The organism is Streptomyces sp. AC555_RSS877, assembly GCF_019049245.1.
GTDB lineage: Bacteria > Actinomycetota > Actinomycetes > Streptomycetales > Streptomycetaceae > Streptomyces.
In genome coordinates, this window is the sequence record NZ_JAGMUK010000104.1 from 83,287 (window position 1) to 102,338 (window position 19,052).

Below are 19,052 nucleotides of genomic sequence, written 5' to 3' on the forward strand. Positions count from 1 at the left end.
AACCGTGGGTTGTGTCACGCAAGCAAAGGCCAGAGAATCACTCGATGTGATGACATGGGCCCCTGCAGGGCTTTACGCAGGCGCTTTCTCCCCGCTATGGCCACCGTCACACCTCCAGGCCGTCACCCGATCCCCCGACGTCTCCGTCCGTGCCGCCCTCCTCCTCGGCCGGCGGGGTGGTGGCCAGCCCCAGAGCCTTGCGTGCCGTGACCGACAGACCAGGGTCCTCCAGCTCCAGGGCCTCGCCGTAGTGCAGGTAGAACGCGTCCACGTCGTCGGCCACGGCCGCCTTCGCCCACGGCGCCTGAAGGGCCTCCGCCTCCTTGGCGACGGCCTCGACCGGCTTCCGGGCGTCGGCGGGCCACGTGCGGCCGCGCAGCAGCCCGGTCTCCTCGGCGAGCGCGGACACGATGCGCGCGGCCCACTTCTTGTTCGCCTCCAGATCGTCCTCCGGAACGTCCGCGGGCACCGACTCCGCGGCCGCCTGCTGGACGTTGACCGCCTTCAGGTACGCGAGCTGGTCCGCGTCGAGCGTCGTCTCGTCGTTGCGCAGCGAGCCGCCGTCCATGGCCGCGTCACTGTCCGCGTTGCCGAACGCGCAGGTGATCTCGCGGTCGCCGAGGTTCCAGGTCTCCTGGGACGGCACCACGTAGTACACGTCCACGCCCTCCGGTACGGCCCAGGTGTCCATGGCGTAGGCGGAGCGGAGCTTGTAGCACTTGTCCTCGGCGGTGTCGGTGACCGAGGCGTCACCGGGGAAGTCGCCGTCCGGCAGCACGACGACCGCGAACACCTCGCCGTCGTGCGCGCCGGAGCAGGGCACCTCGTCGAGGTCGTACGTCGAACCCTCCAGGCCGCTCGCCGAGTTGAAGCACTCCCCCTTGGCCGGCGAACTGCTGCGCGCGGCTTCCTTGAACCCGTCCCAGAAGTCCGACACACCGTTCGTGGCGAGCACCAGCACCCACAGGGCGAGCCCGAGGGACGACAGCACCGACCCGATGACGGCCATGGCCTTCCCGCGCTCGCCCTTCTTCCTGATCTGCCCCAGCGCGATCAGCCCCAGGACCAGTCCCACGGCCGGCAGGCAGCACAGGACGCCGAGGACGAGGGAGGCGATGGCGAGCCCGTTGACCGGCGCCGGCTGGTTGAACGGGCTGTAGCCCTGACCCCAGCCCTGGTAGGGAGACGGGGGGTAGGGGCCGTAGGCGGGCTGCCCGTACGGTCCCTGCGGGGACGGCGGAGGCGGTGGCGGGTACTGGCCCTGCGGGTACGGCCCTTGGGGTTCCTGAGGCTGGTAGGGCCCAGGGGGCGGGGGTATGGACACGAGTACCGTGCTTCCTCGTTCGGGCGGCGGGGCCGGGGCGATGACCGTGGGGAACTGACGTACGACAGAGCGCATGGTAAGCGCGGGGCTCAGGGGGGCGGAACGCCGGTCACGCATACGACGATTCGGACGGCGAACGGGCCGACCGCGAGGTGGGCGGCGGCCGCGAGGGGCGGGACCGTGTTCTCCGCGCCCGGCGTCTGGCCACTGCCGGCCCTTCTGGCCGACGGAGCGGCGGGGGCGGCGCGCGAGGAACTGGCGGCGGCGATCGGCTTCACGCGGCCGGCGCACCGGTCGCCGACTTGCCTGCCAGGAAGTCGAGGATAACTTTCCTGATGGGAAAGTAAGACGCCGGACCGGAGGGCGAGGGGACGTGAGCTCACCGATGGATGCCGAACAGGCATGGAGAGACCTGCAGCGCATCCGAGTGCCGCAGGAGCGGGTGTACGACGAGGTCGAGCGGTCCGCCGCGGGCGGCTCGGGAGCCCTGTGGACCACGGCCGCGCTCATGTGGCTCTTCCTGGCCGGTCTGGGCCTGGACCTGCCCGGTCGGGGCGTGGGGCTGGTCATCGTCGCGTATGTCGCGCTGCTGGGCGTGCTGGCCGTACTGCACAACCGTCGCAGCCGGGTGCGTCTGCACCACACCCTGTGCACCTGGCGGATGTTCGCCACCTTCGTCGCGGGTGCGGTGGTGACCGGCGGGACGACCCTGCTGTCCGGCCGTCTGGCCGACTCCCTGGAGCCGATGTCCGCCAGCCTGATCCAGGCCACGGTCTCGGCAACGGTGTTCGTGCTGTTCGTCGGGCCGACGAGCCGCTGGGCGGCCGGGTCGGCTCGGGACCGTGGCACACAGACGGCAGGCACGGGAACGGGCAGGGGAACAGCGGACGCGGGGGCAGGCCGATGAGCATCCCCGCCGGTTTCGACGAACTGATCCACCCCGCCACCCGGCTGTCGGTGGTCGCGCTGCTCGCCGCCACCGAATGGGCGGACTTCGCGTTCGTCCGCGACAGTCTCTCGCTCAGCGACTCCGCGCTCTCCAAACAGCTGCACACCCTGGAGGAGGCCGGCTATCTGGAGCTCCACAAGGAGGGCGGCGGCCGCAAGCGGCGCACACGGGTACGGCTGACGGACCACGGCCGCACCGCCTTCGAGGGGCACGTCGCGGCACTCCGGGCGATCGTCGAGGGCGCCGGCCCTGCGGTGGCCGAAACACCGCCACCACTGCGACACGAATCGGGAGCAGGACGATGACGCCGGAGCACCCACCCGCCCGGCCCGTCGTCCACGCGCGCGACGTGACGATGGCGTACGGCGACGTCGGCGTCCTCCACGGCGTCGACCTGGACATCCACCGCGGCGAGGTCTTCGCGCTCCTCGGACCCAACGGCGCCGGGAAGACCACCACGGTCGAGATCCTGGAGGGCTTCCGGCGGCGTTCCGCCGGTGAGGTGAGCGTCCTCGGTACGGACCCGGAGCGGGGCGACGACGCCTGGCGCGGCCGGGTCGGACTGGTCCTGCAGTCCTGGCGCGACCACCGCCGCAGCGGGTCGCCGAGCTGCTGACGCACTTCGCGACGTACTACCCCGACCCGCGCGACCCGGCCGAACTGCTGGCCCTGGTCGGCCTCACCGACCAGGCCGGCCGGCGGGTGGCCCGGCTGTCCGGTGGGTGAACCGGCTGTCCGGCGGGTGGACCGGCTGTCCGGCGGCCAGCGCCGGCGGCTCGACGTCGCGCTCGGCATCGTCGGCCGCCCCGAACTCCTCTTCCTGGACGAGCCGACCACCGGCTTCGACCCTCAGGCACGGCACGAGTTCCACGTCCTGGTCGAACGGCTGGCCCGCGACGAGAACGTCACCGTCCTGCTCACCACCCACGACCTGGTGGAGGCCGAGCGGCTCGCCGACCGGATCGCCATGCTGGTCGGCGGCCGGATCCGGGCCTGCACGGGATTGCCCTCCACGATGGCCTCCTGCCCGACAAGGCCGAACCCCTCGGCGCGCAACGGCATGATGACGAGGCTCGCCCGGCCGAGGTCGTCCGCGAGTCGCTCCTCGTCCGTGGTGTACAGCCGCGGCACGCTGGTTCTGGCGGGCATCAGCGCGGGGCCTGCGGAACTCTCCCCACCAGCCCCCATAGTGGGCATCGAACCAGCCGATGAGAGCACGTGCCTTCTGCACACCTGCTGCATGGTCGGCGGGCTCGGCATCGCGGCCGCGGTTGAGTGAGCCCCAGTTCGCCCTGTTGGAGGCGGAGCAGGCCCGGAGGCGGGTCGTACATGGCTGCCCCGTCCAGCGGTGGACACTGGCGAGAATCCAGAGCGTGATCGGGCGGCGCTTCCGCACGAGAAGACCTCCTTCACCGGCCGCGAGAGGGCTGGAGCGAGATCTCCGAGACTGCTTCGCGAACCGGTCGCGGCCTGGCACGAGCGAACTCGTTCAGTGACCGGGCACGCGCGGTCACTGAACGAGTTTGACTGCAACTCTCCGGAGCTGCGATACGGTTGCGGGCCTCCGGCCACCTCCGGCCCCCTCCGGCGTCACCGCTGCCGTACGCCGACGCCGGAGGTAGGGACGGGAGCCGCCGTCAGCTCAGTCCTTGCCGGTGAGCCTCCAGATCTGGTTTTTCTTGGTGGTCAGGGCGCTTGCCGCGTCGCATGCCCACTGGTGGACGAGGGCGCCGGGTGCGGTGGAGATGGTGCTGACGTCGACGCACTTGCTGCTGTGCACGGCGACGAGCTGGTGGTCGTGGCTGTTGCCGAGCGCGGTCACCGCCCTCAGCTTGTACCGCTGGTTGTTGCCGCCGTTGCAGGTCCACTGCTCGACGATGGCGCCATCGGCCGTCGAGGCATTGGCGACGTCCAGGCACTTGCCGCTGAAATGGTTGACGACGGTGTAGGTGTCGGTCGTGCCGGTGACGCGGTGGAAGTCGAAGATCTGCTCCTGTCCGCTTCCGCAGGTGTTCTGCTGGTACTGGGTGCCGTTGGCGGTGGACTGGCCGGGGTCTTCGAGGCAGAGCCCGCTGTGCTGGGCCACTGCCGTGGAGGAGAAGCCGGCCGGGGCACCGATGTGCAGGCTCGCGGGTGCGAAGGAGACCTGGTCGAGGTGGGGCGCGGAGCTGGAGCGCATGGGCTGTCCGATGTCGCTGCCGCCGCCGGAGTAGACCACGCCGATGGTGGTGCCGTCCCAGTTGTAGAGCTGCGAGGCGGTGAACTTGACGGTGTTGGCGCCCTTGGTGAGGGTGACGGGGACGGTGTGGTTCTGGAACTGGTTCCAGTGCAGGGTGCTGGCGAAGTTGACGCGGGTGGGGCTGCCGCCGTTGACGCTGACGTCGGCGTGCTCGGCGTACAGGTCGGGGTTGTAGTGGTTGGAGGGCAGTTCCTCGGCGTTGGCGTAGCGCATCGTCATGGCGTAGGTGCCGGCCGAGGGCGCGTCGACGTCGAGGGTGAGGGAGTTGGCGGTTCCGTCGCCGATGCCCTTGACCACGCCGCCGTTGGCCTGGCTGTAGGTGGTGTCGACGGCCGCGGTGCCGGTGAGGGTGCCGTTCTCGGCCTGGTAGGTGACGACGTTGCCGGTGGTGACGGCGGACGTGGCGCTGAACGGGGTGACGGCCAGGTCGTCCAGGGAGAGGGTGCCGCCGGCGCCGGTCACTTTGACCTTGTTGATGCCGCCGCTCAGGTGCACGCGGTTGGTGGAGGTGGACCAGGCGCCGGTCGTCGCGCCGGAGAGGGTCTGGTCGACGGCGGCCTTGCCGTTGACGGTGAGGTCGGCCTGGCCGGTGCCCCGGTAGCGGGCCGTCAGGTCCGCGTACCCGTCCCGCGCGGAGTAGACCCAGAACGTGGCGGACTTGCCGGAGGTGAGGTTTACCGCGCCCGCGCCGGACTGGCCCTGGGCGGTGTAGGTGGCGGTCCCGCTGTCGGAGAGGTTGGCCTGCTCGGCCTCGTAGAGCGTGGTGCCCTGGACGTCGGCGTCCTTGTACCGGAGGTCGATCTTGTCGACGATGGCGTCGCCGTTGGTCTTCGCGCCGTTGTCGCCGGTGGTGGCCAGGGTGATGGTGTGGCTGCCCGCGGTGAGGTGCACGGTGGCGTCACCGTGTCCCCACACCACCCACTGGAAGCCCACCGGTAGGTCGATCCTGGTCGAGGCGCCGCCGTCGACCCGGGCGTACACGTCCGTCGGGCCCTTGACGTCGGCGTCCTTGGCGTAGCTGTTGCCGAACACCGACAGGTCGTAGTCGCCGGTGGTGGGAACGTCGACGGGGAAGGAGATCACCGTGGTCGAGCCCGTACGCAGGCCGCCGACGTCCTTGGTGCCCGAGGTGGCGAACTTGTCGACCTTGCCGGTGGTGCCCTCGGTGTTGATGTTGTAGCCGCTGCCGCTGAGCGTTGCGTTCTCCGCCTCGTACGTGGCTGTCCAGGTGCTGTCGGAGGCGGTGGCGCTGCCGGTGCCGCCCGGGGAGACGATCACCTGGTACGCGGACATCGCGTCGAGGGTGACGGGGACGGTGACCGAGCCGTCCGAGCCCACGGCGACGTCGGCGTCGGAGAGCCGGGTCGGGGTGGCCGCCGCGCCGAGGTAGCCGCTGTAGCGGTCCTGGAAGACGCTGACGTGCACGGTGCTGCCGAAGACGGCGGGATCGATGTTCTTGATGACCGTGTCGGAGGCGCCGCTGGTGCCGCCCCCGGCGAGGATGACGCGGGCCTGCTTCTTGGCCGTGTCCAGGCTCGCCAGTCCCTGGAGCGTGTACGCGGCGTTGTTCTCGGTGCTGGTGACCTTGACGGTGTTGCCGCTCATGGAGCTGTACCAGTTGTACAGCCACCACTGGGCGTTGGGGGTGTTCTGGGCCGCGGCGGAGTCGCCGAGGTTGCCGTTGATGTTCCAGTACGGCAGGTTGCCGTCGATCTTCTCGTCCTCGATGGCCGAGATCCACTGCACCATCTGGCCGGGGTCCGTCAGGTGGTAGCGGTGGGCGTACTCGTTGAGGTTGACGGTGATCGGGGAGGTGATGCCGGCGGCGGTCTCCACCGCGCGGTAGGAGTCGACGGTGCTGCGGACGTCCGCCGGGCTGCCCAGGGTGTGCCAGGTGACCACGTCGGGCAGGCAGTTGTTGGCCTTGCAGTAGCTGAGGAAGCCGCTGAGGGAGGAGGAGGTGTAGCTGGAGGTGTTGGGCCCTGCCAGCCGTGCCTGGGGCCAGATGCCCTTGATGAAGTTGTAGGTCTGGCGCCACTCGGCGTTGAAGTTGGCGAGCGCGGTGGCGTTGGTGCGCATGCCGCTGAACCAGTTCAGGTCGGGCTCGTTGTAGGGCACGAAGACGATGTGGCTCGCGTGGGGGCTGGCCATCGCCTGCTCGACCTGGGTCTTCATGGTCGCCTGGTACGCCGAGTAGCTCGCGCGCTCGTAGTTGGCCCGGTAGACGTCCGTCATGTAGATGAAGACGTCCCCGCCGCCGCTGTCCACGAACGGCTCGGCGATCTCCAGGGCGTCCGAGCCGGGGTGCTGCTGCCCGTCCTGGTACTTGGTGTTGGTGGTCTGCACCCCCATCCCCTCGATGAGGTTGTTGGTCGGCACGTCCGGGCCGTACAGGCCGTACAGCACACCGGAGGCTCCACCGCGGAAGGCTCCGGTGGTGGTGCCCAGGTCGACGGTGAGGGTGGGGGTGGCGGCGGAGGCCGGCGTCACCGTCGCCGTGGTGACGCCCGCTATGAGGGTCAGCGGGAGCAGTGTCGTGGCGACGCCGCGCAGGAGGCGTCTCGTGGTCGAGCGTCTTTGCCCGATTCCTTGCATGTGCTTACGTCCCTTCAGGGGTGAAGCTGGTTGTTGCTGCGCCGGCCTCCCCCGTGCCGGACGTGTGGGTTGCCGCCGGCGGCTCAGGTGAGGGTGGCGTCGGTCCCGGCGTCCGCGCGGCGGTGGTGGTGGTCACGGGCGAGGAGGAGGTAGCTGCTCGCGGTCCACGTGTAGGCGCGGTCGCGCAGGCCGATGCCGGTGAGTGCGTCGAAGTTCTCGGCGAACCCGTGGGTCTCGCACAGGGCGCGGAAGCGGGCGCTGACGTCGTCTGCGAGGCGGTGGTGGCCGGCGCGGCGCAGGCCGTCCTCGATGAGGACGGTGGCGGGGGCCCAGATGGGGCCCCGCCAGTAGCCGTCGGCCAAGTAGTCCGGGGAGGTGGGCAGTTCGGTGGCGAGGCCGTACGGGGTCAGGTGAGCCTTGATGTGGTCGGCGAGCGCGCTGCCGACCTCGGCGGGCAGGTGCTCGCCCAGCGCGATGGGCATCAGGTCGAGGAGGCTGGCACTGCTCCAGGTCTCCCCGGTCCCGGCCGAGCGGGCGACGAACCTGTCTCCGGTCCAGAGCTGGTCGAGCAGCGCCGCCTGGATCTCCTCGGCCGTCCGTGTCCACCGGGTGGCCTCGTCGCTCTTTCTCAGCTCCTCCGCAAGTTCGGCGAGTTGGTGCAGCTGGAGGACGAGGAAGGCGGCGAGGTCGGCGGTGACGACCACCCGCTCACGGTCGAAGGTGGTGGCGTTGTCCCAGCCGCTGTCGTTGCCGTGCTGGTAGTGGGGCAGGTCGGCACCGGGAGCGCGTCGGGCGGTGAGCCAGAAGCCGGTCCAGCGCTCCAAGCGCTCGTACACCTCGGTCAGTTCGGCCGAATCCAGACGTACCGGCAGACTGCGGCGCAGGTGGCCGAAGGCCCAGCCGTGGATGGGCGGCTTGACGAAGTTGTAGAGGACCTCGGAGTGGGTGACCGAGTCCGGCAGGGCGCCGCTCTCGTCCTGGTGGTCGAAGGGCAGGTGGTACTGGTCCCAGGCCAGCTCCGGCGAACCCTGGGCCAGGGCGAGGGCGTTGAAGCAGTGGTCCCAGCTCCAGACCTTGTCCATCCAGTGCTTGGACATCAGCACGCCCGGCCGGGTGACCAGGCCCTTCGCCGCCACGGTGGCCGACCAGACGACGTAGGCGGCGAGTTCGGCGGCCGGGCTGGCGTCCGAACGCCAGGGGGCCACGGCGTCGACGAAGTCCGCGAAGGCGCCCCGTGCGGCGGCCGCGACGCCGTCGAAGGCCGCCGAGGACACGTAGGGCGGGCGGGCGGCGTCGAGTTCCTCGATCGCGATCTCCCAGCAGCCGTCCGCCTGCGCGGTCACGGTGACACCGCGGTCGCCACTGCCCAGGGCCTGGGCGCCGGCTGTGTCGGCGAGGACGCCGGACAGCACGGTGACGCGGTAACGGCGGCCGGTCTCGTACGAGGTGAACACATGCGCGTTCGCCGCCGGGTCGTGGAAGAAGTACGTGCCGCTGAACGGGGTCAGGGTCCGCGCGGCGGCGAAAACTCCGAACCGCAGGCCGCTGCCCCGCAGGCGTACGGTGTCCGGCGACTCGTAGGCGAGTTCGACGCGTCCCTTCTCGCCGGTCCAGGCGAGCAGGCCCGGTGTCGCCTCGACGCGGGTCTCGGCCCGCTCGCCTCTCGCCGGGTCCAGGGGGACCAGGCGCAGGACGCCGTGCATGCCGTTCTGGTGCGAGACGAGGTGGAGGTCCTCGGCGTACGTCTTCTCCGCCACCACGGGCGAGATGTCGAACCAGGATCCGTACACGCTGAACGGGATGTCCTGGACGGAGAAGGCCGGGCCGGACAGTGCGGCGGTCATGTGGCGTGACTCGTTTCTGGAGCAGGGGGGTCGGCCGGCCGGCGCGGGAGAGCGCCGGTCGTCGTGGCGGGTTGGGGGCTCAGTCCTTCACGGCGCCGGTGGTGACACCGGCCGCCACATAGCGCTGGGCGAGGACGAGGATGACCGCGGCGGGCAGGGAGGCCACGACGGCGGTGGCCATGATGGCGTTCCACTCCTGGTTGTTGTTGCCGATGTAGTGGTAGATGCCGAGGGTGATCGGTTCGTGGGCGCCGCCGTTGACCAGGGTGTTGGCGAAGACGAAGTCGGACCATGACCACAGGAAGGCGAACAACGAGACCGTGACGACGGCGTTGCGGCTCATCGGCAGGACGATCGACCAGAAGGTCCGCAGGGCCCTCGCTCCGTCCATCTGCGCGGCCTGGAGCAGTTCGCCGGGGATGCCCGACATGAAGGCGGTGAAGATCAGCACCGCGAAGGGCACGGCCAGGGTGGAGTCGGCCACGATCAGGCCGGGGACGGACTGGAGCAGGCCGAGCTGGAGGTAGATGGCGTAGAAGCCCATCGCCATGATGATCCCGGGGATCATCTGGGCGGCCAGCAGGACGAAGCTCAGCAGGCCGCCGCCGCGTGGGCGCAGCTTGGCCAGGGCGTAGCCGGCGGGCGCGGCCAGGGCGACGGTCAGCACGACGGTGCCGAGGGCGACCACGAAGCTGATGCCGAGGTAGGGCAGTTGTTCGTCGAGGACGGTGCGGTAGCCGGCCAGGGTGCCGTGGGTCGGGAACAGGTCCGGTGGGCTCTTGCGCATGTCCTGGTCGCGGGTGAGGGAGACGTTGACCATCCAGTAGACCGGGAAGAGCATGACCCCGGTCAGCAGCACGCCGACGGCCGTCTTCCAGCCTGTCTTCATGACAGCGCCTGCTTTCATGACAGCGCCTCTTTTCATGACAGCGCCTGCTTTCGCTGGACCCGGACGTAGATCAGGCCGAAGACCAGGGCGGCGACGACGAGCAGGTTGCCGACGGCCGCACCCGGGCCGAAGGCGGGCAGGAGGCTGCCGAAGCCCAGCTGGTAGGACCAGGTGGCGAAGGTGGTGGACGAGTCCGCCGGGCCGCCCTTGGTCATGATCCAGATGATGTCGAAGACCTTGAGGGTGTAGACGAGGCCCAGCAGCAGCGTGATGGCGGAGACCGGGCGCAGCAGGGGCAAGGTGATGCGCCAGAAGCGCTGCCAGGCGTTCGCACCGTCGAGAGCCGCGGCCTCGTACAGCGATCCGGGGATGGACTGCAGACCGCTGTAGAGCACGACCAGGTTGAAGGGGACACCGATCCAGACGTTCGCGATGATCACCGAGGTCAGCGACCAGGACGGCGAGGTCAGCCAGTTCACCGGCCCGATGCCTACGGCGTGCAGGAAGGCGTTGACGACACCGGAGTCGCTGTTGAGCATCCACGACCAGGTGGACGCCGACACGATCAGCGGCAGCAGCCACGGGACCAGGAACAAGGCCCGCAGTGTCGCGGAGAGCCGGAAGTGCTGGTTGAAGAAGACCGCGAGGGCCAGGCCGATGACGTACTGGAAGACCAGGCACACGACGGTGAACACCACCGTGTGGGCGAGTGCCGGACCGAAGGTCGGGTCGTCGAAGACCTTCTGGTAGTTCTCCAGCCCGGTGAACGGCGCGTCGCCCTGAACGAAGGAGCGGACGGTGTAGTCGCGCAGGCTGAGGTCGAGGTTGCGGTAGAGCGGATAGGCGTAGAAGAGGGCGAGGTAGAGGCTCACCGGGGCGAGGAAGGCCCAGGCGGCCCACTGCTGGGAGGTCGGACTGCGCCGTTCTCGCACGGGGGCCCGGGTCGGGGCGGCGGTGGCCGCCCCGCTCCGGTCGTGCGCGGACCGGCGGTCCGAGAACTGTTTCGTGTCGTTCATCGGCGGACCGCGAATCCCCTGGTTACTTGACGGCCGACTGGGCCTTGGCCAGCGCGTCCTTCGGCGACTCGGCGCCACTGAGCGCGGACTGGACGGCCTTCCACATCTGCTCGGAGATCTTCGGGTACTTGGTGCCCAGGTCGTCGCTGGTACGGCCCTTGGCCGCCTTGACCGCGTCGACCCACGGCTTAAGCTCGGCGTTCGCGGCCACCTGCTTGTCCTGAACCTCGCTGGTGGGAGCGACGTAGGACAGCGTGGTGCCGGTGTTGTAGAGGTTGTCGCCGCTGGTCAGGCAGGCGACCAGCTTCTGCGAGGTGGCGTAGCGGCCGGCGTCCTCCTGGACCGGGATCGTCACGAACTCACCACCGGTCGGGGCCGCCGCGTTGCCGCCCGTGGCGGCCGGGACGGGAATCACCCCGTAGTCGAAGCCGGCCTTCTCGGCGCCTGCGAGCTGCCAGGTGCCGTTCTCGGAGAAGGCGTAGTCGCCGCTGGCGAACTCCTGCCAACTGGTGGTCTGGGTGTTGTTGATGACCGAGTTGGGGGCGTAGCCCTTCTCCAGCCAGTCCTTCCACAGGGACAGCGCGGAGACTCCCTGCGCGGAGTCGAGCGCGGTGAGCTGCGCGCCCGAGCCCCAGAACCACGGCAGGAACTGGAAGCTTCCCTCCTCCGTACCGATCGCCGAGAAGGTGATGCCCTTCTTGCCGGCCTTCTTGACCTTCGCCAGCGCCGCCGTCAGCGACTTCCAGTCCTTGACCGAGGCGATGTCCACGCCGGCCTTCTTCAGCACCTCCTTGTTGTAGTAGAGGGCCAGGGTGTTGGCGCCGATCGGTGTGCCGTAGGTCTTGCCACCGGACTGGCCGGCCGCGAGCAGGTTGGCGTCGGCCTTCGACGTGTCCAGCTTGTTGTCGTCGGTCGTGGTGAGCACGCCCGCCTCGGCGAGGGTCGACACGACCGGGTTGTCGACGATGAGGACGTCCGAGGAGTTGCCCTGCTGGGCCGCCAGCAGCGTCTTGTTGGCCAGGTCGCTGGTGTCGAAGGCGGTCCGCTTGATCTTCACGCCCGCCTTGGTGCCGCACTGGTCCAGCAGCTTCACCCAGTCCGAGCCCTTGGCGAACTGCGGGTACGGGTCCCAGACGGTGTACGTGCCGCCGGCTGCGTCCTTCGATGCGGAGCTGCCCGAGCCGGAGGAACAGGCGGTGGCGCTGACGGCCACGGCCAAGGCGGTCAGGGCAGCGGCGGTCAGACGGCGTTGTCTGGAGGAGCTGGGCATGGCAGGTCCTTCGTTTCTTGGCACGGGTGTGCCGTGAGAGGGGTGACCGGGGGGGAGAGCCGAGCCCGCCGAACGGCGTCGGTGAGGGATTCGGGTGCTCGGTGCGCTGGGACGGAGAGGCCCGTGGGTCGTGGTGGGCGGTACGCCGGTGTGTCGTCGTGGGCGGGTGCGCCCGTGGGTCGTCGTGGGCGGGTACGCCCGTGAGTCGTCGTGGGCGGGTACGCCCGTGAGTCGTCGTGGGCGGGTACGCCCGTGAGTCGTCGTGGGCGGGTACGCCCGTGAGTCGTCGTGGGCGGGAGTGCGGGGGAGTCGGGAGGCCGGGGCCTTCGGACTCAGGAGGTGCCGAAGACAGGTCCGGTGCTGGCACGCAGGGAGATCGGCGGCGCGAGCAGGCGGTTCCGGGCCGACACGTCGGGGTTGTCGAGCCGCTCGACGAGGAGGTCTACGGCGAGACGGCCCATCTCCTCCGCCGGTACGTCGGCGGCGGTGAGCTGCGGGGTCACCGTCTCCGCCCACCGGCCGGCCACGACCCCGGTGACGGAGAAGTCGCGCGGCACATGGCGGCCCGCCTGGGCGAGCCCCCGGTAGAGACCGCCGAGCGCGGCCTCGTTCAGCGTGACCAGGCCCGTGGTGGCCGGGTCGTCCCGCAGGATCCGCTCCAGGCACGCTTGCCCCGAGGCCGCGTCATCCGCGCAGGTGTACGTCCGCACGGTCAGCCCACGCTCGGCCGCCGCCTTCGTGAAGCCGTCCAGGCCGCGGTGCGCGGACTCGTATCCGGCCCGCAGCAGTTGCTCGGGCCGGTTGACGAAGGCGACCCGGCGGTGGCCGAGGTCCGCCAGGTGGTGGACACAGGCTGCCGCCAGCGCGGTGTGGTCCAGGCCGACCCACCAGCCGCCCTCGGGATGCGCGGTGCGGCCGATGGCGACGGAGGGGAAGTTGAGCGCCGCCAGGTGATCGACCCGGTCGTCCTCCAGCCTGATCTCCATCAGGATGGCGCCGTCGACCCGCCGCTCCCCCAGCAGTCGCTGGAAGGAGCGGTCGCTGTCCACGCCGCTGGGAGACAGCAGCACGTCGTAGTCGTAGGCAGCGGCTGCCTCCACCACGCTGCCGATGAAATCCAGCTGCATCCCCGTGTAGTGGCTGCCGGCCGGCGGAAACACCAGGCCGATCGTGCTGGTCCGGCCGTTGGCCAGGGCGCGGGCACTGGCGTTCGGACGGTAGCCCAACTCGTCGATGACCTCCTGGATCTTCCGGCGGGTGTCGTCCGAGACCGGGCGCTTGCCGCTCAGGGCGTAGGACACGGTGCTCCGCGAGACACCGGCCCTGCGGGCGATCTCACCGATGTTCACGGAGGACTCCTTGTGCTCGAACCGTTCGACGCTCCCAGGAGACAGGGAGTCCGACTCGTGTGGGCGCTGGGGCGAGGAGAGAACCCCCCGGTCTGTCGAACCGGTTCGCGTGAAGTGAAGGTAGGAACAAGCCGAGCGGCTGTCAACACCTGACTCGGCACTTCTCGCAAAAGCACGGCAATCCAGACGATCCATGGACTTCGCCGACTTCGCCCGCGCCACAGGTATTGCTGCGAGATTTCTCCGATGCTAGCTTCCCCCTCCGAACCGGTTCGATGAAGTGATCCTTCCGGCGACCGGGGCTTGTTCCGCACCGCCGTCGGGGCGTGCGGAGCGCTGCCACCGCCACCTGGGTTGGCCGCCTCGGCTCTGCGGCCCATGTGATCGAAGCGATTCGGCAACGTGTCACCTCGGCTCCTCACCGGCATCGACATGCGGACGAGCAGCCGGGGGCCGAGACGGGCCGACCGGGACCCGTTACTCACAGGATTGAGGACGCACTCAATGTCATCCGCTGACAGATCAGCCCGGCGCCGGGCCCCGGCCGCCGTGGCCCTCGCCCTCGGCGCCGGCGTGCTGGTCGCGCCGGCCTCCCCCGCGCAGGCGGCCGACACGCCCCAGCCCACGGCCCGCTACACCTTCGACGAGGACGACCTCGCGTCCGGGAAGATCACCGACAGTTCCGGCAACGGCCTGACGGCGACCCTGGTAAACGGCTCCACCGCGCGATCCGTCGAGGGCACGGGCGGCGGCAAGGCACTGGCCCTGCCCGGCGGGGCACCCACCTCCGACGGCGCGTACGTCCGGCTGCCCCGCGAAGTGCTGGGCGACGCGAGCGACTTGACGGTCTCCGCCCGGGTGAAATGGAGTGGCGACAAGTCGTCCTGGCAACGGATCTTCGACCTGGGCACCAACACCACCAAGTATCTGTTCACGACGCCGTACAACGGCGGTGTGCTGCGCACCGCCGTGACCACCGGCGGAGGGGGCTCGGAGGCACAGGTCTCCGGTTACGCGCCACTCCCCGCCGACGGATGGCAGACCGTCACCGTCACCCTCGACACCTCGGCCCGCCGGGTCACCACCTACCTCGACGGCGTGCCGGTCTCCTCCGCCGAGACGACCGTCAAGGCCATGGACCTGCTCGACGGTTCGGCCACGGCCGCCGGCTACATCGGCAAGTCCTTCTACCAGGACCCGCTGTTCAAGGGCGCGATCGACGACTTCACGGTCTGGCACTCGGCCCTCAGCCCCGACCAGGTGGCAGGCACGGTCGGGAGCTTGCCGACCCTCCAGCAGCTCTCGCAGACGTCCTTCCAGGCGCGTACGACAACCGGCACGGCCCCGTCCCTCCCCCCGGCGGTCCGCTCCTCCTTCTCCGACGGCTACGACCGCGACACACCGATCACCTGGGACGCCGTACCGTCCGAGAAGTACGCCCGGCCGGGCACGTTCACGGTCGCGGGAACGGCGTCCGGGCGCGCCGTGACGGCGACCGTCACCGTGGTCCGCGAAGGTCAGCTCACCGTCGACCTCGGCTCGGACACCGGCGCCTTCCACGGCGGCGCCTCCGGCACCCTGTACGGCGTGTACGGACCGGACGTCCCCAGCAACAACCTCATCGAGGGCATGGGCCTGCGCACGGTCTCCACCAAGGCGCAGGACGGCCCCCAGCACCCGGGGGCCGACGCGCTGGAGGTGGTGAAGCCGCTGGCCGACTCCACCGATGGTGATGTGTACATCTACATGACCGACATCCACCGCGGCTTCCCGTACCAGTGGCCGGGCGACACCCCCGCGGAGAAGCTCAAGCTGTACGAGGAGAAGATCGCCAAGCAGGTCGACCAGGTTTTGGAACTGCCGAAGCAGTACCAGGACAACATCGTCTTCGTGCCGTACAACGAGCCCGAGGGCAACATGTTCGGCACCGGCGAGTGGAGCTACGACAAGGTCAGCTGGCTGAGCAACCCCGACGACTTCTTCGCCGCCTGGGACTCCGCGTACAAGCTCATCAAGGGCAAGATGCCCGATGCCCGTATCGCCGGCCCCAACACCAGCGTCCTGTACGACCAGGTGAAGGGCTTTCTCGCACACACCCTGGACGCCGGTACCGTCCCCGAGGTGATCACCTGGCACGAACTGAGCCACCCGGAGGCGGTGCGCGAGAGCGTCGCCAAGTACCGGGCGTGGGAGAAGGAGCTGTTCAAGGGCACCGACCGTGAGGGCACCCAACTCCCCATCAACATCAACGAGTACGCCTTCAACTACCACACCTCCGTTCCCGGCCAGATGATCCAGTGGGTCTCCGCGATCGAGGAGTCCAAGGTGGACGCCGACATCGCGTACTGGAACATCGACGGCAATCTCTCCGACTCGGCCGTGCAGTCGAACCGCGGCAACGGCCAGTGGTGGCTGCTCAACGCGTACGCCTCGATGAGCGGCCACACCGTGACGGTGAACCCGCCGTTCCCCGGCGAGAACTACACCATGCAGGGCGTCGCCACCCTCGACGAGAAGAAGAAGCAGGCCCGGCTGATCTTCGGCGGCTCCACCGGCAAGGGCCACATCACCTTCGCGGGCATCCCGAAGAAGCTCTTCGGAAAGAGCGTGCACGCCTGGGTGCGGGAGATCGAGTGGACCGGGCAGGTGGGCGACTCCTCCGGCCCGGTACTGCTGGCCGAGCAGAATGTGAAGGTCGCGGGTGACGGCACGGTCTCTGTCGACTTCGGCGACGGCACACTGCCGACACTCAAGGAGTCCTCGGCGTACGAAATCGTTCTCAGCCCGGCCGGAGAGGCGAAGGCCACGCAGTCCTCGCCGGTGCGCTGGCAGAGCTCGTACGAGGCGGAGGATGCCGCCCACACCGGTTCCGGCTACTCCAAGAACGGTCCCGAAGGCTCGCCGCGCGACGTGTCGAAGTTCTACACCTCCGGCGGCTACAACGTCGGCGGCCTGCGCACCGGCTCGGACGTCACCCTTGACTTCACCGTGGACGTGCCGGAGGACGGCACCTACGACCTGAGCGTCTTCGCCAACTCCCTCAACACCTTCGACAAGGTCAAGGAGCAGGGCCCCACCAACGTCTTCCTGCGCGTGGACGGCAAGGCGGACAGTGAGCAGGAACTGCACCTGCCGCTCGGCTACAAGTGGGTGGTGTGGGACCACACCGACACCGAGGTGAAGCTCACCAAGGGCAAGCACACCCTGACCCTCGCCGCGAAGAGCCTCGACGGCAAGCGCGTCACCAAGGGCGACGTCATCGTCGACCGCCTCACTCTGTCCCTTCCCGAGACATCGGCGAGCACCCGGGTGTACGAAGGCGAACTCGCCTGGCTGGACGGCAGGGCCCGGCCCGTCTACGACCTGCCGAAGCGGGCGGCCACCGGATCGGGCGCGGCCCGGCTCCAGAAGAAGGGGACCGCAACCTTCTGGGTCCATTCCCCCGCCGACCGTGAGGCCACCCTCAGGATCGACACCCTCGGCGGCTCAGGCGCCCGCGTCGCCGTCAACGGCCAGAGCGTCCTGCGCCTGGACAAGGGCGGGAACAGCATCGCGGTCTCCCTGTCCGGTGGCGTCAACAAGGTGACGGTGAACGGCAGTTCAGGCACCACCCTCGTCGACCGCCTCACGGTCACCCCGACCGAGGGCACCCTCGAGACACGTACGTACGAGGCGCAGGACGCCACCCTCGCCGGCTCGGCCGCGCTCAGCCCGCTCTCCCTGGCCACGGACGGCACCGCGATCACCGGCATCGGCGGTGACCCGGGCAACGGCAACACGGCCACGTTCACCGTCGCCGCGGACGAGGCGGGCCTGTACGCGCTGCGCATCCGCTACTCCAATCCCGAACAGTCCCCGGCCACCCACTACAACCCGGACCCGCTCGCCCGCCACGCCGACCTCACCGTCAACGGCGGCAAGACGCAGCGGGTCACCTTCCCGCACACCTTCCACCAGAACGACTTCTGGGAGCTGACCGTCCCGGTACAGCTCGAGAAGGGACCGAACACGCTTACTTTCCGCTCCGAGGAACTGCCCAACTTCGACGGCACCACCTACGCCTCGGACACCTTCCCCGGAGTGCTGCTCCGCTCCCGCTACGCGCCACTGATCGACCGGATCACGGTCGCGCCGTACGCGAAGGAGGTGCGATGAGGTGATCGGCGTCAGCAGCGAGGTGACGCGCCCGAAGACCGGGTAGCGGGGCACCGCCTCCGCCCGCCAGGGCAGGCCCACCTCGCCACCGATACCGCGAGCAGGCGCCCGGGTCCGTCAGGCCGACGGACCCGGGCGCTTCGCTCCTCGAAGCCTGCCACGCCCCACGTCTCCCGCCCCTCTTCCTACCTCCCCGCGTCCTCCCACGGCGACCGGCCCCGACGGACGTTCACGGCGCCTTGCGGATCGACCTGACCCCACGGGGAGCCATCGAGCAGCACGGGGTTGTAGGCGCCGGCGGCGGCGATGACACCCGCACTGCAACGGCACCGGCCACGTATCCCGTGGCCAGGCCTGGTCCTGCGGTCCCGGGCCTTGGATATGCGCCGACCGCCCCTGCTGTCCGCCCGGGCCCGGGCCAGGTGCGCGTTCAGGTCCGCGCCGAGGCACCTGGCGCCACCCGTGAGCAGTCGGAGGAGTTCATCGCCCTCGTCGAGAGCCGCTCGCCCATCCGCGACACCCTCGCCAACCGGGTCGACGTCGTCACTACGCTTGCCTGATCGAACCGGCCGGCTGTGATCACGCCGGTACGCGACGGTCTGGGAAAGGCACAGCACGATGACGAGCGGGGACGCCGTACTCGGCGACCCGGTGGGCGAGTCTCTCCGCGGGCACCACGCGGCCCTCGCCCGCCGACTCGGTCGGGCCACCACCTGTCTGCCGGGAGTCGCGACCTTCGCGGCGGTGTCCCCCGCTGCGGACTCGGCGGACTGGGCCGACCGCGCCCGGCTGCTCGGCCCAGGCGGGGTCGCCGACATGTTCAGCTGCCCGGCGACCCCGCCGCCGGACTGGGAGCCGGTCTTCGTCCTCGAAGGCCGGCAGATGATCCGGCCCGACGAGCAACCCGGGCAGGCTCTACGGTGATCGGCACCGACGTCGTCGAACTGGGCGCGGCCGACATTCCCGAGATGCTCGACCTCGCCGCACGGACCCAGCCGGGGCCGTTCTGGCCGCGCACCCACGAACTCGGCACCTACCTCGGCATCCGCGTCAACGGCAGACTGGTGGCCATGGCGGGCGAAGGGCTCCGGCCTCCGGGATGGACCGATCAGCGCCGTCTGCACAGCACCCGAGGCACGCGGGCGAGGACACGCCGCCCGCCTTGTGCGCACGCTCGCCGCACGCATACATAGTGTCGCGGAACGAACGCCCCTTCCTGCACGTGGCCGAGACGAACACCGCCGCGATCGCGCTCTACGAACGGCTGGGCTTCGAACGCCGCAAGGCCGTGACCTTCCGGGGGTTCCGCACGCCGTGAGGCTCGGGCACCCCGATCGCGTACGAGGTGCGAAGGCCCTCCGACAGGGTTACCACCAGCGGAACGCCGATAACGGCGCGCACCATCTGCGAGAACGCGCCTCT

At 69.8% G+C, this 19,052-nt stretch carries 11 protein-coding genes and 4 pseudogenes; 7 read left to right on the forward strand and 8 right to left on the reverse strand.

Going from position 1 to position 19,052, the window contains the following annotated elements; genetic code table 11:
- Positions 1-106: 106 nt before the first annotated feature.
- Positions 107-1,324: a DUF4190 domain-containing protein gene (locus KUM49_RS35840; protein WP_217241132.1), complete on the reverse strand. Its 1,218-nt coding sequence runs from the start codon at positions 1,322-1,324 to the stop codon at positions 107-109.
- A 123-nt stretch (positions 1,325-1,447) separates the two neighbouring features.
- Between KUM49_RS35840 and KUM49_RS49030 the strand changes: the two are divergent.
- The 4 genes and pseudogenes from KUM49_RS49030 to KUM49_RS35855 form a co-directional block, all read left to right on the forward strand.
- A pseudogene (locus tag KUM49_RS49030) lies at positions 1,448-1,597 on the forward strand (proteinase inhibitor I4 serpin); the annotation flags it as partial.
- 100 nt (positions 1,598-1,697) lie between these two features.
- Positions 1,698-2,231, forward strand: a complete 534-nt coding sequence (locus tag KUM49_RS35845; RefSeq protein ID WP_374200241.1) for a hypothetical protein — start codon at positions 1,698-1,700, stop codon at positions 2,229-2,231.
- Positions 2,228-2,578: a transcriptional regulator gene (locus tag KUM49_RS35850; RefSeq protein ID WP_217241133.1), complete on the forward strand. Its 351-nt coding sequence runs from the start codon at positions 2,228-2,230 to the stop codon at positions 2,576-2,578. Before KUM49_RS35845 ends, KUM49_RS35850 begins: the two co-directional genes overlap by 4 nt.
- A pseudogene (locus KUM49_RS35855) lies at positions 2,575-3,294 on the forward strand (ABC transporter ATP-binding protein); the annotation flags it as partial. The gene KUM49_RS35850 and the pseudogene KUM49_RS35855, both read left to right, overlap by 4 nt.
- 35 nt (positions 3,295-3,329) lie before the next feature.
- Here the strand turns inward: KUM49_RS35855 and KUM49_RS50875 are convergent.
- The 7 genes and pseudogenes from KUM49_RS50875 to KUM49_RS35885 form a co-directional block, all read right to left on the reverse strand.
- A pseudogene (locus tag KUM49_RS50875) lies at positions 3,330-3,533 on the reverse strand (hypothetical protein); the annotation flags it as partial.
- 382 nt (positions 3,534-3,915) lie between these two features.
- Positions 3,916-7,107: an RICIN domain-containing protein gene (locus KUM49_RS35860; RefSeq protein ID WP_217241134.1), complete on the reverse strand. Its 3,192-nt coding sequence runs from the start codon at positions 7,105-7,107 to the stop codon at positions 3,916-3,918.
- Between the two features lie 83 nt (positions 7,108-7,190).
- Positions 7,191-8,951, reverse strand: coding sequence for an amylo-alpha-1,6-glucosidase (locus KUM49_RS35865; RefSeq protein ID WP_217241135.1), 1,761 nt, complete (start codon positions 8,949-8,951; stop codon positions 7,191-7,193).
- A 79-nt stretch (positions 8,952-9,030) separates the two neighbouring features.
- The gene (locus KUM49_RS35870; RefSeq protein WP_254402294.1) at positions 9,031-9,858 is read right to left on the reverse strand and encodes a carbohydrate ABC transporter permease; all 828 of its coding nucleotides are present in this window, start codon (positions 9,856-9,858) and stop codon (positions 9,031-9,033) included.
- A gap of 14 nt (positions 9,859-9,872) precedes the next feature.
- Positions 9,873-10,856 carry a carbohydrate ABC transporter permease gene (locus KUM49_RS35875; protein ID WP_217241136.1) on the reverse strand — a complete coding sequence of 328 codons (984 nt, stop codon included), beginning with the start codon at positions 10,854-10,856 and terminating at the stop codon, positions 9,873-9,875.
- Positions 10,857-10,878: 22 nt separating this feature from the next.
- Positions 10,879-12,126 carry an extracellular solute-binding protein gene (locus KUM49_RS35880; protein ID WP_217241137.1) on the reverse strand — a complete coding sequence of 416 codons (1,248 nt, stop codon included), beginning with the start codon at positions 12,124-12,126 and terminating at the stop codon, positions 10,879-10,881.
- 332 nt (positions 12,127-12,458) lie between these two features.
- A complete protein-coding gene (locus KUM49_RS35885) occupies positions 12,459-13,475 on the reverse strand; it encodes a LacI family DNA-binding transcriptional regulator (protein WP_217241138.1) in 1,017 nt (338 codons plus the stop codon).
- A 504-nt stretch (positions 13,476-13,979) separates the two neighbouring features.
- Between KUM49_RS35885 and KUM49_RS35890 the strand changes: the two genes are divergently transcribed.
- The 3 genes and pseudogenes from KUM49_RS35890 (at position 13,980) to KUM49_RS35900 (ending at position 18,948) form a co-directional block, all read left to right on the forward strand.
- Positions 13,980-17,630 carry a LamG-like jellyroll fold domain-containing protein gene (locus KUM49_RS35890; protein ID WP_217241139.1) on the forward strand — a complete coding sequence of 1,217 codons (3,651 nt, stop codon included), beginning with the start codon at positions 13,980-13,982 and terminating at the stop codon, positions 17,628-17,630.
- Positions 17,631-18,052: 422 nt separating this feature from the next.
- Positions 18,053-18,190, forward strand: a complete 138-nt coding sequence (locus KUM49_RS35895; RefSeq protein WP_217241140.1) for a hypothetical protein — start codon at positions 18,053-18,055, stop codon at positions 18,188-18,190.
- Positions 18,191-18,248: 58 nt separating this feature from the next.
- A pseudogene (locus KUM49_RS35900) lies at positions 18,249-18,948 on the forward strand (GNAT family N-acetyltransferase).
- Positions 18,949-19,052: the final 104 nt, after the last annotated feature.